Source organism: Methylosinus sp. RM1 (genome assembly GCF_011378635.1).
Classification (GTDB): Bacteria; Pseudomonadota; Alphaproteobacteria; order Rhizobiales; family Beijerinckiaceae; genus Methylosinus; species Methylosinus sporium.
Map to the genome: position 1 here is coordinate 52,586 of NZ_WOVC01000023.1, position 13,543 is coordinate 66,128.

The 13,543-nt window shown below is 67.2% G+C and carries 13 protein-coding genes; 9 read left to right on the forward strand and 4 right to left on the reverse strand.

Annotated features, from left to right (window positions below; genetic code table 11):
- Positions 1-54: 54 nt before the first annotated feature.
- From FMZ75_RS15150 to thpR, 5 genes are all read left to right on the forward strand, one after another.
- Complete coding sequence (locus tag FMZ75_RS15150) at positions 55-1,443, forward strand: SPOR domain-containing protein (protein ID WP_166143950.1); 1,389 nt, start codon at positions 55-57, stop codon at positions 1,441-1,443.
- 16 nt (positions 1,444-1,459) lie between these two features.
- On the forward strand, positions 1,460-2,467 hold the full coding sequence (nagZ, locus tag FMZ75_RS15155; protein ID WP_166143952.1) for a beta-N-acetylhexosaminidase: 1,008 nt from the start codon (positions 1,460-1,462) through the stop codon (positions 2,465-2,467).
- 59 nt (positions 2,468-2,526) lie between these two features.
- A complete protein-coding gene (locus FMZ75_RS15160) occupies positions 2,527-3,360 on the forward strand; it encodes a ScpA family protein (protein ID WP_108917665.1) in 834 nt (277 codons plus the stop codon).
- Positions 3,361-3,398: 38 nt separating this feature from the next.
- Positions 3,399-4,139 (forward strand): SMC-Scp complex subunit ScpB, encoded by a 741-nt coding sequence (gene scpB, locus FMZ75_RS15165; RefSeq protein ID WP_166143954.1) that lies wholly within the window; start codon positions 3,399-3,401, stop codon positions 4,137-4,139.
- A gap of 307 nt (positions 4,140-4,446) precedes the next feature.
- Positions 4,447-5,031, forward strand: a complete 585-nt coding sequence (gene thpR, locus FMZ75_RS15170) for an RNA 2',3'-cyclic phosphodiesterase (RefSeq protein ID WP_142862363.1) — start codon at positions 4,447-4,449, stop codon at positions 5,029-5,031.
- Between the two features lie 11 nt (positions 5,032-5,042).
- Here the strand turns inward: thpR and FMZ75_RS15175 are convergent, their stop codons facing one another.
- From FMZ75_RS15175 to ftsE, 4 genes are all read right to left on the reverse strand, one after another.
- On the reverse strand, positions 5,043-5,819 hold the full coding sequence (locus tag FMZ75_RS15175; protein WP_166143956.1) for a 1-acyl-sn-glycerol-3-phosphate acyltransferase: 777 nt from the start codon (positions 5,817-5,819) through the stop codon (positions 5,043-5,045).
- Between the two features lie 128 nt (positions 5,820-5,947).
- Entirely contained in the window at positions 5,948-6,571 is a 624-nt protein-coding gene (locus FMZ75_RS15180; RefSeq protein WP_108917679.1) for a YdcF family protein, read from the reverse strand.
- Positions 6,572-6,732: 161 nt separating this feature from the next.
- Complete coding sequence (locus FMZ75_RS15185) at positions 6,733-7,734, reverse strand: ABC transporter permease (protein ID WP_244594687.1); 1,002 nt, start codon at positions 7,732-7,734, stop codon at positions 6,733-6,735.
- Entirely contained in the window at positions 7,721-8,383 is a 663-nt protein-coding gene (gene ftsE, locus FMZ75_RS15190) for a cell division ATP-binding protein FtsE (protein ID WP_108917670.1), read from the reverse strand. Before ftsE ends, FMZ75_RS15185 begins: the two co-directional genes overlap by 14 nt.
- Before the next feature lie 139 nt (positions 8,384-8,522).
- On the opposite strand from ftsE, the gene FMZ75_RS15195 reads away from it, so the two are divergent.
- From FMZ75_RS15195 to FMZ75_RS15210, 4 genes are all read left to right on the forward strand, one after another.
- Positions 8,523-9,089, forward strand: coding sequence for a hypothetical protein (locus FMZ75_RS15195; protein ID WP_166143958.1), 567 nt, complete (start codon positions 8,523-8,525; stop codon positions 9,087-9,089).
- A 44-nt stretch (positions 9,090-9,133) separates the two neighbouring features.
- Positions 9,134-10,450 (forward strand): dihydroorotase, encoded by a 1,317-nt coding sequence (locus tag FMZ75_RS15200; RefSeq protein WP_370464726.1) that lies wholly within the window; start codon positions 9,134-9,136, stop codon positions 10,448-10,450.
- 228 nt (positions 10,451-10,678) lie between these two features.
- Positions 10,679-13,012 carry a TonB-dependent receptor gene (locus tag FMZ75_RS15205; RefSeq protein WP_166143960.1) on the forward strand — a complete coding sequence of 778 codons (2,334 nt, stop codon included), beginning with the start codon at positions 10,679-10,681 and terminating at the stop codon, positions 13,010-13,012.
- Positions 13,013-13,198: 186 nt separating this feature from the next.
- On the forward strand, positions 13,199-13,543 hold a 345-nt coding region (locus tag FMZ75_RS15210), incomplete at its 3' end, for a GTP-binding protein (RefSeq protein WP_207783452.1).

Genomic DNA, 13,543 nt, shown 5'->3' on the forward strand with positions numbered 1-13,543 from the left:
GCATCCGGGAATGGCGACGTCGCGTCCGTCGGGTAGTGAGCAGGAAGGTGCATCATGCGCGAGGCGACGGCCCGAGGGCCTTCCATCGACATCAGCGAGTTCGAGCGGCGCCTGCGTGGCGGCGAGCCGCAGGGAAATCAGCCGGGCCAGCCGAATCCGCCCGGCAAAGGCGAGGGGAAGAGCGATCCGCTCGCCGAGCTGGCGCGGTTGCTGCACGGCGACGAGGCGGCCGCCGCGGCGGACCCTTACGGAAAAGTCTTCGCCGATCGGCAGCGGCGGGAGCCGACCATCGGCCAGAGAGACAGGGATATTTTCGACGCCGCCGAGCTGCGCGGCGCGCTGCCGCCGTCGCCGTCTGTCGCACCGCCGCCTATGTCGCAATCGCAGCCGCAATCGAACGATTATTACGCGGCGCCCGCGCCCGGCGAGACGCAATGGGAGCATCACGAGCCGCAGGATTATCTCGACTATGGCGTCGAGGACGAGCCCTATGACGAGCCGCCCGCGCGTCGCGGCTTTTTCGGCGCGCTGCGCGATCGGCTGCGTCCCTGGCACGCGGTCGTCGCGCTCGCCGGCGTCGGCGCGCTGAGCGTCGGACTGGCCTTGGGCCATCGCGGCGGCGTCGTCGCGCCGAAAGAGCTCGCCACCATCAAAGCGCCGGAGGGGCCGGCCAAGGTGCAGCCTTCCTCCGTGGCGGAAGCCGCTGCGCCCCAGCGCGGCGCCGCCGTGCTCGATCGCAATCAGAACGCCCCGGTCAAGAAGGTCGTCTCCAAGCAGGAGCAGCCTGTCGATCCGGCGGCGGCGGTGCGCGTCGTCAAGCTCGGCGGCGATGGGCCGGTCGATGCGCCGCATGAGCCGGCTCCCGTCGGCGGGCCCAATAATCCCTATGGCGCCGAGCCGCGACGGGTGAAGACTGTCTCGGTGCGGCCCGATGGCACTGTGATCGACAATGACGCGCCGACGCCGGCCATTGCGCGTCCGGCGACCAATGTCGCGCCGCCGGCGCGGCCGCCGTCTCTCGCCGCCCGGCCGAGCGCCGTCGAGGCGCCGATCGAGCCGCCGACCGCGACGCCCAAGAGCCCGGCCAAGCCAGCGACGACGCCGAAGGTCGCGCAGCCGCCGCGTCCCAAGCCAGCCGCCCCGCCCGAACAGACCGCCGCCATAGAACCGGCGCAGCCGGAGGCCGCGACTGGCGGCAATGGCGGCTTCGCCGTGCAATTCGGCGCCGCCGGCTCCGAGGACGAAGCGCGCCGGCTGATCCAGACGGTGAACTCCAAATTCAGCGCCCAGCTCGGCGGCAAGCGGCTCGGTTTCCGCCTCGCCAAGGTCGGCGAGAAGAGCGTCTATCGCGTTCGCGCCGCCGGCATGAGCCGTGAGGCCGCGGTCGGCGTCTGCGAGAAGGTGAAGGCCTCCGGCGGCTCTTGCTTCGTCGCGGCCAATTGATGGAGACAGCGGCTCCGTGACGCGCGCTTTCATCTGCGGCTGCGCCGGCCTCTCCCTCTCGCAGGAGGAAATATCCTTTCTGCGCGAGGCGCGGCCCTGGGGCACGATCCTGTTCAAGCGCAATGTCGCCTCGCGCGCGCAGCTTTCCGCCCTCACTGCGGACATTCGCGGAGCGCTGGGAACAGACGCACCGATTCTCGTCGATCAGGAGGGCGGGCGCGTCCAGCGCCTCGGCCCGCCGGTCTGGCGCGCCTATCCCGCCGCCGCCGCCTTCGAGAGACTGGGGCTTCCGCCAGAGGAGACGGCGGCGCTGGCGCGTCTCAGCGCGCGGCTGATCGCCCATGATCTGCGCGAGGTCGGGATCGACGTCGATTGCCTGCCGGTTCTCGACACGCCGGTGGACGGCTCCCACAATATCATCGGCGACCGCGCCTATAGCCGTGTTCCCACCGAGATCGCGCGGCTCGGCCGCGCGGCGGCAGAGGGGCTGCTCGATGGCGGCGTGCTGCCGGTCATCAAGCATATCCCCGGCCATGGACGGGCGCGGGCGGACAGCCATCTCGAGCTGCCGGTCGTCGAGGCCTCCCGCGCCGAGCTGGAGGCGCAGGATTTCATTCCCTTCCGCGCCGACGCCGATCTGCCGCTCGGCATGACCGCCCATGTCGTCTATCGGGCCATCGATCCCGAGCTTCCGGGCACGCTCTCCAAAGCCGTGATCGAAGAGATCATTCGCGGCCTCATCGGCTTCGACGGCCTGCTGATGACCGACGATCTCTCGATGAAGGCGCTCTCGGGCGGCTTTCGCGCGCGCGCCGAGGGCGCGATCGCCGCCGGCTGCGATGTGGTCCTGCATTGCAACGGCGATCTGGCCGAGGCCCGCGCCGTGGCGGAAGGGGCGGGCGATCTCGTCGGCCGGGCGCTGGAGCGGGCGCGCGCGGCCAAGGCGAAAATCGCCGCGCCGAAGGAATTCGATCCTGTGGACGGCGCCCGCCAGCTCGACGCGGCTCTTGCGGCCGGCGTCTGATCGGGCCAATCTCTCGCCTTCCCGATTGGCGGAGGCGTGAGACGACGCCGTGAGGCGAGATGGCGCAGGATTTGGCTTTCGACATCGCCGGAGAACATGAGCGCGCGGAGGCGGAGCCCGCCTTCCTCGTCGATGTCGACGGTTTCGAAGGTCCGCTCGACCTGCTGCTGGAGCTCGCCCGCCGCCAGAAGGTCGATCTCGCCCGCATTTCGATTCTGGCGCTGGCCGAGCAATATCTGGCCTTCGTCGAGGAGGCGCGGCGCGTCCGGCTGGAGCTCGCCGCCGATTATCTGGTGATGGCCGCCTGGCTCGCCTATCTGAAATCGCGCCTGCTGCTGCCGGAGCAGCCCAAGACGGGCGAGGAGCCCTCGGCGGCAGAGCTGGCGGCGGCGCTCGCAGATCGGCTGCGCCGGCTGGAGGCGATCCGCGCGGCGTCGGACAAGCTTCAGGAGCGCGCGCGGCTCGGCCGCGACATGTTTCTGCGCGGCGGCCCGGAGGGCATAGAGACCAAGACGGCTTCGACCTTCACCGCCAGCCTCTATGATCTTCTGTCGGCCTACGCCCGCCAACGGCAAAAGCAGGCGATCTCCAAGGTCACGCTGCGCCAGCGCAATGTCTGGTCGCTGGCGGAGGCGCGCGAGACCCTGGAGCGGCTCGCCGGAATCGCCGCCCAATGGACCGCGCTCGACGATTATCTGTTGGAATATTGTGTGGATATTCAAACCGCGCGCACCGTCCGCGCCTCGTCTTTTTCCGCTTCTCTGGAAATGGTGCGGGAAGGGCGGTTCGACATTCGCCAGGACCGCGCCTTCGCGCCGATCTGGCTGCGGCGGCGGGAGACGGAACTGGATCGCGAGCCTTCGGGCTCATTGAGCGAAGCCTCGGAGCCGTGAGCCATAGGGCTCATGATCCAAAGGCGAGGGAGAGAAATTTGGCGCGAGCCTTGCGACCCGTCGAATTGTTCGAAGACGATGCGGCCCTCGAAGGTGAGGAGGCGGCGCTGCGCGAGGCCGCCCGCATCGCCGAGGCGCTTCTGTTCGCGGCCGGCGAGCCCCTGGAGCAGAGCGAGATCGCCCGCCGTCTTCCCGACGGAACCAATGTCGAGGCGGTGCTGGCGCGGCTGAAGCAGGATTACGCCGACCGTGGCGTCACGCTGACGAGGGCCGGCCACAAATGGTTCTTCCGCACGGCGGCCGATCTCGGCTGGGTGCTGGCGCGCCAGCAGGTGGAGCAGAAAAAGCTCTCCCGCGCAGCGCTCGAGACGCTCGCCATCGTCGCCTATCATCAGCCGGTCACGCGCGCCGAGATCGAGGACATAAGAGGCGTCGCCGTGGCCAAGGGCACGCTGGACGTGCTGCTGGAAACCGGCTGGGTGCGTCTGCGCGGCCGTCGCCGCGCCCCCGGCCGGCCGCTCACCTATGGCACGACCGATGGTTTCCTCATGCAGTTCGGCCTCGAGCAGATCGGCGATCTTCCCGGCCTCGACGAGCTGAAGGGCGCGGGCCTTTTCGACGGCCGCCTGCCCAAGGGCTTCGACGTGCCGCAGCCGACCGACGACGCCGCGCTCAAGGAGGACGAGGATCCGCTGGAGGGCGACGCGGAGGCGGCGCTCGAGATGGATTTTCTGCAGGAGCCGGACGCGCCGGAGGAGCCGGAGCCGATCGAGGAGTAGGGCCGCCGGCCGGAGAGGGAGGGGACGGTCCCCGATTGCGCATGGCCAGGCGCCGAGGTCGCGCCGCCATCGTCAAAAAATCCGTCGGCCCGCACGCGATCGTCGTTACAGCTGTCGCATTCGGGCTATAGTGCGCTCACCATCCTTTGCGCCCGCCCGCCGCGGCGCGCCGATCTGCGAGGAGGCGCCGACACGAGGCCCTTCGTTTCCGCCGCGATACGGCCGAGACGGGGCCCAGCGAACAGACAGCGACTTCGGCCTGTACCCGCTCCCGCGCGCCTTGCGAGGCCAGGATGGAGGACCTCCGATGCCCAGACTGTTCACCGCCCTCGAAATCCCCCCTCTCGTCGCCGGCAGTCTCGCCGCATTGCGCGGAGGCCTGCCGGGAGCCCGCTGGATCGACGCCGAGAACTACCACATCACGCTGCGCTTCATCGGCGATGTGGATGACGCGCTCGCCCATGACGCGGCCATGACGCTAGCCGCCATCCGCCGCTCCCCGATCACGATCACGCTCGAGGAATTGTCGAGTTTCGGCGGCGACAAGCCGCGCGCGGTGGTGGTGAAGGCGCGCGCCGATCGGGCGCTGGCCGAGTTGCAGGCGGAGCAGGAGCGGCTGCTGCGGCGCATCGGCGTTCCGCCCGAGCCGCGCAAATTCGCGCCGCATGTGACGCTCGCCCGGCTGCGCGGAGCGTCCTGCGCCTCGGTCGCCACCTATCTCGGAACGCGCGGCTATTTTCCGCCCCTGCGCTTCGAGGCGGCCCGCTTCGTGCTGTTCTCCTCGCGCGATTCGGTCGGCGGCGGCCCCTATCTCGTCGAGGCCGCCTTTCCGCTGCAGGATCGCCGGGCGTTTCCCGCCGGCGCGAGCGAATTGCGCGCCTACGGAAGATAGGCTCTTCGCGTTCAGGCCGCCGTTTCGGCGGTTCGGCGTCCGCGCTCCACCACCGCGGCGAGGGAGGGATCGCGCGCGACCGCCTCCGCGATGAGGCGGTCGGAGGCGCTCTCGATCCTGTCCTGCATCCGCTCGAAGAAATCCCGTGGCTCCAATCCCGGCGGGATCGGCGGCAGATATTCGATGACCGCGGTCCCCGGCCGCAGGATGAAGGCCTGGCGCGGCCAGAACAGGCCGGAATTCAGCGCCACCGGCAGGCAGGCCGCGCCGGTCTCGCGATAGAGCAGGGCGACGCCGAATTTATAGACGGGCGGCGCGCCGGCCGGCCTCCGCGTTCCTTCGGGAAAAATGAACAATTGCCGGCCCTGGGCGAACAGCGCCTTGGTCTTCTCGATCAGCTGCGGCAGCAGCTTGCCGCCCTTGGCGCGATCGATGCCGATCTGCTCCGCGCCCATCAGATACCAGCCGAAAAACGGGATCAGCACCAGCTCGCGCTTGAGAATATAGGAGAAGTCCGGCGAATGCAGCGGCAGGACGAAGGTCTCCCAGGTCGACTGATGCTTGCAGGCGACGATGACCGGGCCTTGCGGAATATTCTCGAGCCCGCGAAACTCGAATTTCAGCCCGACGATCTTGTCGAGCAGGAAGAGCGAGCTGCGCCCCCAGACGCGGCCGAGCGTCATGGAGGCCTGCCGCTTCATCAGCAGCGCCGGCAGCCAGACGATCTGCAGCGCTATGAGGTTGGCGAAGAAAGCGATGTGGAACAGCAGCGAGCGCAGGAAGAGCATAGCCTTGTCGCCTGATGGTTTCGCATGGGGCCGGGGCGGGGACGCCTTCCTAGCGCATTTCTCGCCGTTCGGCAGCGCCGGAGCCGCATTTTCGATAAAATCGGGTTTTTCCAAAAGGCTCGGCGGCTTCAGCGTGGCTCCGCGACGGCGGCGCTTCCGATCGGCGCCGCCGGGCTTCGCTCCAGCAGTCGGTTGCGCAGCGCCACATAGAGATATTTGCAATATTCGGCCGCGATGAGCCGCGTCACCGCGATGTCGTCGAGCCAGTCCTCGACGCGCACATGATCGCTGACCACGGCGAAAGGATAGAGCGAGGCTTCGGGCAGCGCCGCCGAGAGCTCGGCCAGAGCGCGCGGCATGTGATAATTGGAGGTGACGACGATCAGCGAGCCGCGGTCCAATCCGCGCGCCTGCGCCCAATCGCGCGTCTCCAGGGCGTTGCCGATCGTGTCGCGGGCCCGATAGCCGAGATCGACGCAGCAGTCGAAGAGCTCGCGCGAGACGGGCAGGAGCTTGGCGATCTCATGGCCGCGCGTCGCGCGGTTGACGCCGGTGATCAGCAGACGCCGCGCCTGGCCGCGCGCCAGCAGCCCGCCGGCCTCATAGACGCGATCGGAGCCGCCGGTCAGCACGACGACGCCGTCGGCCTGCACGGTCAGAGTCGATTCGCTCCGCTCGAGCGAGAGGGCGAAACCGATGAAGCCGGCGACGAAGGCCGCAGCGAGGAACGAGACGAGGGCGAGCGCCGCCATGCCCCAGCGACCGAGCGCTGGGGCCCGCGCCGTTCCCGCGTCTCGTCCTCGCGCTCGCAAGCGATTCACCTCGTCGTCGGCTCCCTGGTCGTCGGCTCCCCGACAAGATGGAAGCGGCGCTCGAGGCCGTCCAGGGCCGAGAAGCAATTATGCGGAGGGGGTTATTCGGCTCCGTCCAACCGTCGCAACTGCCGGAAGACGATCTCCTGCGACATGAAGCCGGTGAGCAGGCCCGCCGCCGCGGAAATGCAGCCGACGACGGTGAAGCCGAGCGGCCCCAGCGAGAAGCTGCCGAACATCGCCTCGAGCTGGTCGCCGTCCGGCGTCGCCGTCCAGCGGCTCGCCAGATAGCCGGAGAACAGGAAAAAGGCCATAGCGGAGGCGCCGCCGATAAAGCCGCCGCGCAGCCCCAGCGCTAGAAAACGGCGCTGGAACTGCTGGGCGATGTATTTGTCCGCCGCGCCGACGAGATGCAGCACTTCGATGATCTCGCGATTGCCGACCATGGCCGCCCGCGTGGCGAAGGCGACGGCGAGGCCCATGGCGACGACGATCAGCACGAAGACCAGCGCCGCCACCGCCACCACGGTGCGCGCCATCTGGCCGAGCCGCTCCACCCAGAGCCGGTGATCGTCCAGCGCCGCGGTCGGGATCGCCTGAGCGAGCTCGCGGCGCAGCGCATCGAGATCGGCGCGGCGGTTCTCGTCCAGCTTTACGACGATCATGCGCGGGGCGGGAAGCTCGGCGAAATCGAGGCCCTGGCCGAGCCAGGGCGCGAGCAGCGCCTCCGATTCCGCCTTGGTGTAGACGCGTACGTCGCGCACGCCCTCGGCGGCGACGAGGACCGAGGTCGCCCGGTTCACATCGGCTTCTATGTCGCGGTCGGGCGCGGAACGGATCTGGACGCTGGCCTCGCGCGCCACCTCGCGCCGCCAATCGACGCTGGCGTCGGCGACCATCAGCGCCGCTCCGGCCGAGAGCGAGGCGAGAAAGGTCATGATGGCGATGACGATGACCAGCGAGCGGCCGGCGATGGAGGAGGTCGGCACCAGCGGCGTCTCGCGGCCGAGCGTCTCCTCCAGCGTGGCGTCGCTCGGAGCCGGGCTCGCGGCCGGCGACAGGCGGCGCAGCGCGGCGCGGGATTTCGCGTCATTCGAAGACATGCAGCCGCCCGTCCGCGAGCACCAGCCGGCGCGCGCTCTCATATTGCTCCATCAACGCCAGATCATGGGTGGCGATGACCACGGAGGTCCCGCTCTTGTGCAATTCCACGAACAGCCGCAGCAGCCGGCGCGCCAGAGTGGGGTCGAGATTGCCGGTCGGCTCGTCGGCGAGCAGTAGCTCGGGACGCACGATCAGCGCGCGGGCGATGGCCGCGCGCTGCTTCTCGCCGCCCGAGAGCACGCTCGGCCGGCTGGCGATTCGCTCGTCGAGCCCCACCCAGCGCAAGAGCTCCAGCACTTCGGCGCGATAGCTCGTCTCCTCGCGGCCGATGACCCGCAGAGGCAGAGCGACATTTTCGTATAGATTGAGATGTTCGAGCAGGCGGAAATCCTGGAAGACGACGCCGATCCGACGGCGAATGTCGGTCACGGAGTCCTTGTCCAACGTCTGCGTATCCTTGCCGAAGAGGCTGATTCGTCCGCGCGTCGGCTTCAGCGACATCAAGACGAGCTTGAGCAGCGTCGTCTTGCCGGCGCCGGAGGGTCCGGTGAGGAATTGGAACGACCGCGGCGTTATGGAAAAAGCGAGATCGCTCAATATCTCGCTGCCGCTTCCATAGCGCAGGCCGACGTTCTCGAAGCTCAGCAAAGGCGTGCATCCATCGGCGCGGGAGAATCGCGCCTTCCGAAGATTAACAGTTCACCGCCTATTAACCATATCGGCGGTTAATCGACGGTGATCCGGCGGCCGATTCCGAAGACGCCGCCAGCGGGCTCGGAGAGCGGCTATGCGTAACGACCTCGTCAAGCCTCGGTCCCAGGTCGACTCGTCTTTTCCCCAGAAAATGGACGAGGCCCAGCTATGGCGTGAGCCCCCGCGCGAGAGCGATTTCGTCGATAAGCGGCGCGAGAGCCTGCTGCCGGTGATCGCGGCGATCATCGCCATCGTCTTCGGCGCCATGGCGCTCATCGGAATGCGCGAAAGGATCGTGCGCGTCCTCCCCGTCGCGACGGCGCTCTATTCGGCCATGGGACTGAAGGTCGATGCGATCGGGCTCGATCTGCGCGGCGTCACTTCCAAGATCGTCACCGAAGGCCAACGCAAAGTGCTGACCGTCGAGGGCGAGATCGTCAATCTGCGGCGCTCCGCCAATCGCGTGCCGCCCATGGCGCTGGCCGTGCGCGGGCCCGACGGCCGCGAGCGCTACGCCTGGACCGCCGCCGCGCCCAAGATGCGGCTCTCGCCCGGCGAGAGCGTGCAATTTCGCGCCCGTCTCGCCTCGCCGCCCGCCGACGGCGCCGATGTGCTGGTGCGTTTCGCCGGCCTCGACGAGGCGGAAAAATCGGTGCGATAGACGACGAAATTCCCTTGGCGCGCGAAATGGCCTAAGCAGGCTCCATGCCGCCATCCATGCCGCCGCACGCGCCTCTCCTCTTCGTCAACGCCCGCCTCGTCGATCCCGCCTCCGGCGTGGAGACGCGCGGGGGGCTCCTCGTCCTCGACGGCCGGATCGCCGATCTCGGCCCCGCTCTGATCGCGCAGGCCGCCCCGCAAGGCGCGCGCATCGTCGATTGCGCGGGCGATGTGCTCGCGCCCGGCCTCATCGACATGCAAGCCTTTGTCGGCGAGCCAGGGGCCGAGCATCGCGAGACCATCGCCACCGCGACTGCGGCGGCCGCGGCGGGCGGCGTCACCACCATCGTCGCTGCGCCCGGCACCTCGCCGCCCGTGGACGATCCGGCGGTGGTCGATTTCGTGCTGCGCCGGGCGCGCGACACCGGCCGGGTGCGCGTGCTGCCGCTGGCGGCGCTCACCAAGGGGCGCGAAGGTAGGGAAATTTCCGAATTCGGCCTGCTGCGCGAGGCTGGAGCGATCGCCTTTTGCGACGGCAAGCGCTCGCTGCGCAACGCTCAGACGATGCGCCGCGCGCTGACCTACGCGCGCGATTTCGACGCGCTGGTCATCCATTTTCCGGAGGATCGCGATCTCGTCGGCGAGGGCGTGATGAACGAGGGCGAATTGGCGATGCGCCTCGGCCTCGCCGGCGTCCCCCGAGAGGCGGAGGCGATCATCGTCGATCGCGATCTGCGCCTCGTCCAGCTGACGGGTGCGCGCTACCACGCCTCTATCGTCGCCAACGGCCTGTCGCTGGCGGCGCTGGAGGAGGCCAAGGCCCGCGGCCTGTCGGTCACTTGCGGGACAACCATCAATCATCTGACTCTCAACGAGAACGACATCGGCGACTATCGCACCTTCCTGAAGCTGCGGCCGCCGCTGCGCCATGAGGACGAGCGACGCCTTCTGGTCGAGGCGGTGGCGAACGGGCTCATCGACGTGATCGTCTCCGATCACGATCCGCAGGACGTGGAAATGAAGCGTATGCCCTTCGCCGAGGCCGAGGCCGGCGCCGTCGGCCTCGAGACCATGCTGGCGGCGGGACTGCGGCTCGTCCATTCGGGCGATGTTCCGCTGCCGACGCTGCTGCGGGCCATGTCGACGCGGCCGGCCGAAATTCTGCGCCTCGAGCAGGGTCGCCTCGCCAAAGGCGCGCCGGCCGATCTCATCCGTTTCGATCCCGATGAGCCCTTCGTGGTCGATCCGGCCGAATTGCATTCCCGCTGCAAGAACACGCCCTTCGATACGGCGCGGCTGCAAGGCCGGGTGAAATCCACCTTCGTCGCGGGACAATCTGTCTTCGAGAGGCGCAGCGACTAGAGCTCGGCTTTGGCGAATATGGCGATTTACGGCCGGGTTTCGGACAAAAACGGGAAAAACAGGCAATTCGAATGTGAATCTTTGAAATAGGTACGTAGGTTAACTCCCCGTAACTTCCACGAACCGAAGGCGGGGCGTTGGCCCTGATTCTGCGTTCGTCCACCCGCGACGCGCCGCCTTCGACGAGACAATCGCCCGAGCGGCCGGGCCGGAAGTGGAAGAGAAACGATGCTTGGTTCCCGAATTTCCCTCGTCGCGCTGATGGTCGCCGCGGCGCCTGCGTTGCAGGCGCGCGCCCAGGAGACGCTGCCCGACATCGACATTGTCGCGACATCGCCGGAGGCGGGCGCGGGGATCGAAAAGTCGAAGATTTCCACCAATCCGATCACCATCTCGCGCAAGGATCTCGACCGCGATCACGCGCTCACGCTCACCGAGACGCTGGCGCGGCGCAACGCCTCGATCAACATCAACGAGGTGGCCGGCAATCCCTTCCAGCCGGATGTGACCTATCGCGGCTTCTCGGCCTCGCCGGTGTCCGGCACGCCGCAGGGCCTCGCCATTTATCAGGACGGCGTGCGCATCAACGAGGCCTTCGGCGACGCCGTCAATTGGGACCTTATCCCGACCGTCGCCATCGCCAATGGCGACATCGTCAGCGGCAATCCGTTGTTCGGCCTCAACGCGCTCGGCGGCGCGCTGACGCTCGAGATGAAAAACGGCTTCACTTGGCAGGGTTTCGAGGCCGACGGCCGCGGCGGCTCCTACGGGCGCCGCGTCGGCACGCTGCAATATGGCCGGCAGATCGATAATTGGGCCGCCTATTTCGCCTTCGAGGGCATTGGCGACGGCGGCTGGCGGCAGCGTTCGGGCTCCTCCGTGCTGCGCGGTTTCGCCGATCTCGGCTATAAGGGCGACAAAACCGAATTCCATCTGAATTTCACCGGCGCGGGCACGAGGCTCGGCGCGGCGGCCGCGACGCCCGTCGATCTGCTGCAGCGGGGCGGCTACGGCTCCGTCTTCACAACGCCGCAGACCACCAATAATGATCTCGCCTTCGTGAATTTCAAAGGCGCCTACGAGGCGACGAACCATCTGAAATTCAATGGCAACGCCTATTTCCGGCAGTTCCAGCAGGAGCATGTCGACGGCAATCTCGCCGATGTCGAGACCTGCAGTTCGCGAGCCTTCATCTGTCAGGACAATGATCCGTTCCTGGTCAATGTGCCGACCAACGCCCAGCGACGCTTGCGGGACGTTTCCGGCAATCTCATTCCCGCCTCGGTCCTCGCCGGCGGCGTGCCCGCGAGCGTGGACAAGACGAAGACCGATTCGCGCTCTTTCGGCTTCGCGCTGCAGGGGACTTATGACGAGGCGATCTTCGGCTTCAAGAACAAGCTCGTCGTCGGCGGCTCGCATGATCGCCAGCATGTCGACTTCCGCGGCTATTCCGAGCTCGGCGTGCTGCAGCCCGATCTCTCCGTCGCATCGACCGGGCTCGTCTATCAGAACGCCGTTCCCGAGGGCGGCTTCCAGCAGGTGAGCGTCGGCGGCCGCAATTTCTATTGGGGCGTCTATGCGCTCGACACGCTGGATGTGACCGACAAGCTCACCGTCACCGCCGGCCTGCGCTTCAACAGCGCCGATATCGCGCTCTTCGACCATCGCGGCGTCTCGCTGAATAGCAACGCGGTCTATCAGCGGGTCAATCCGGTCGCGGGCCTCACCTATAATTTCCTTCCCGAATTCACTGTCTACGGCAATTACTCGGAAGCCAATCGCGCGCCGACGGCGCTGGAGAACGGCTGCTCGGATCGCCTGCATCCCTGCATGATCGACGGCTTTCTCGTCTCCGATCCGCCGCTGAAGCAGGTGGTGGCGAGGACCTGGGAAGTGGGCTTTCGCGGCTATCACCCCATCGGCCCCGACAATGGCCGTCTCGACTATCACGCAGGCCTGTTCCGCACCGAGAGCACGGACGACATTCTCGCGCTGCCGTCCGACGTGATCCAGGGCCGCGGCTATTACGCCAATGTCGGACAGACGCGCCGGCAGGGCGTGGAAGCCGGCGCCACATGGCGCAATGATTTCCTGGCCCTCTACGCCGATTACGCGCTCGTCGACGCCACCTTCCGCAATTCGATGACGTTGAACTCCGGCGACAATCCCTACGCCGACGAAAATGGCCAGATTCATGTGCGTCCGGGCAATGTGCTGCCGGGAATTCCGCGCCATCGCGTCAAGCTTGGTTTCGATTACAATATCACGCCGGAGTGGAAGTTCGGTCTCGATTATGTCTTCACGAGCGGCGTGCATCTGGCGGGCGACGAGGCAAATCTCGACAAGACGCTGCCATCCTGGGGCATTGTCAATCTGAAGACCTCCTATAAGGTCATGGACAATGTCGAGGTCTATGCGCTCGTGCAGAATTTGTTCGATCGGCGCTACTATACTTTCGGCACATATTTCGAAAGCAGCGCGTTGGCGGGCTTCAGCAATCCGCGCACTGTCGGCCCCGGCGCGCCGCTCGCGGCCTATGGCGGCGTCAAGGTGAGATTTTGAGCCTAAGGCTATGATCTAGCGAGGCAATATTCTTTATCGGAGGGGGAGGCGGCGATCAGCGGCGCCTCCCCTATGTTTCATTGGCGACGCGCCCGAATCACGAACGCTCTTGAAGAAAAGCGGCAACCGCCTTAAAGGCACGCGCGCGCGGGACGCGAGGCGCGCCGCAACCGGGAACCAGAAAGCATGGCCAAGGAAAAATTCTCACGCACGAAGCCGCATTGCAACATCGGCACGATCGGTCACGTGGACCATGGCAAGACGTCGCTGACGGCGGCGATCACCAAGGTTCTGGCCGAGTCGGGCGGCGCGACCTTCACGGCCTATGACCAGATCGACAAGGCCCCGGAAGAGCGCGCGCGCGGCATCACCATCTCGACGGCCCATGTCGAGTATGAGACGACCAATCGCCACTACGCGCACGTCGACTGCCCCGGCCACGCCGATTATGTGAAGAACATGATCACCGGCGCCGCGCAGATGGACGGCGCCATCCTCGTCGTCTCCGCCGCCGACGGCCCGATGCCGCAG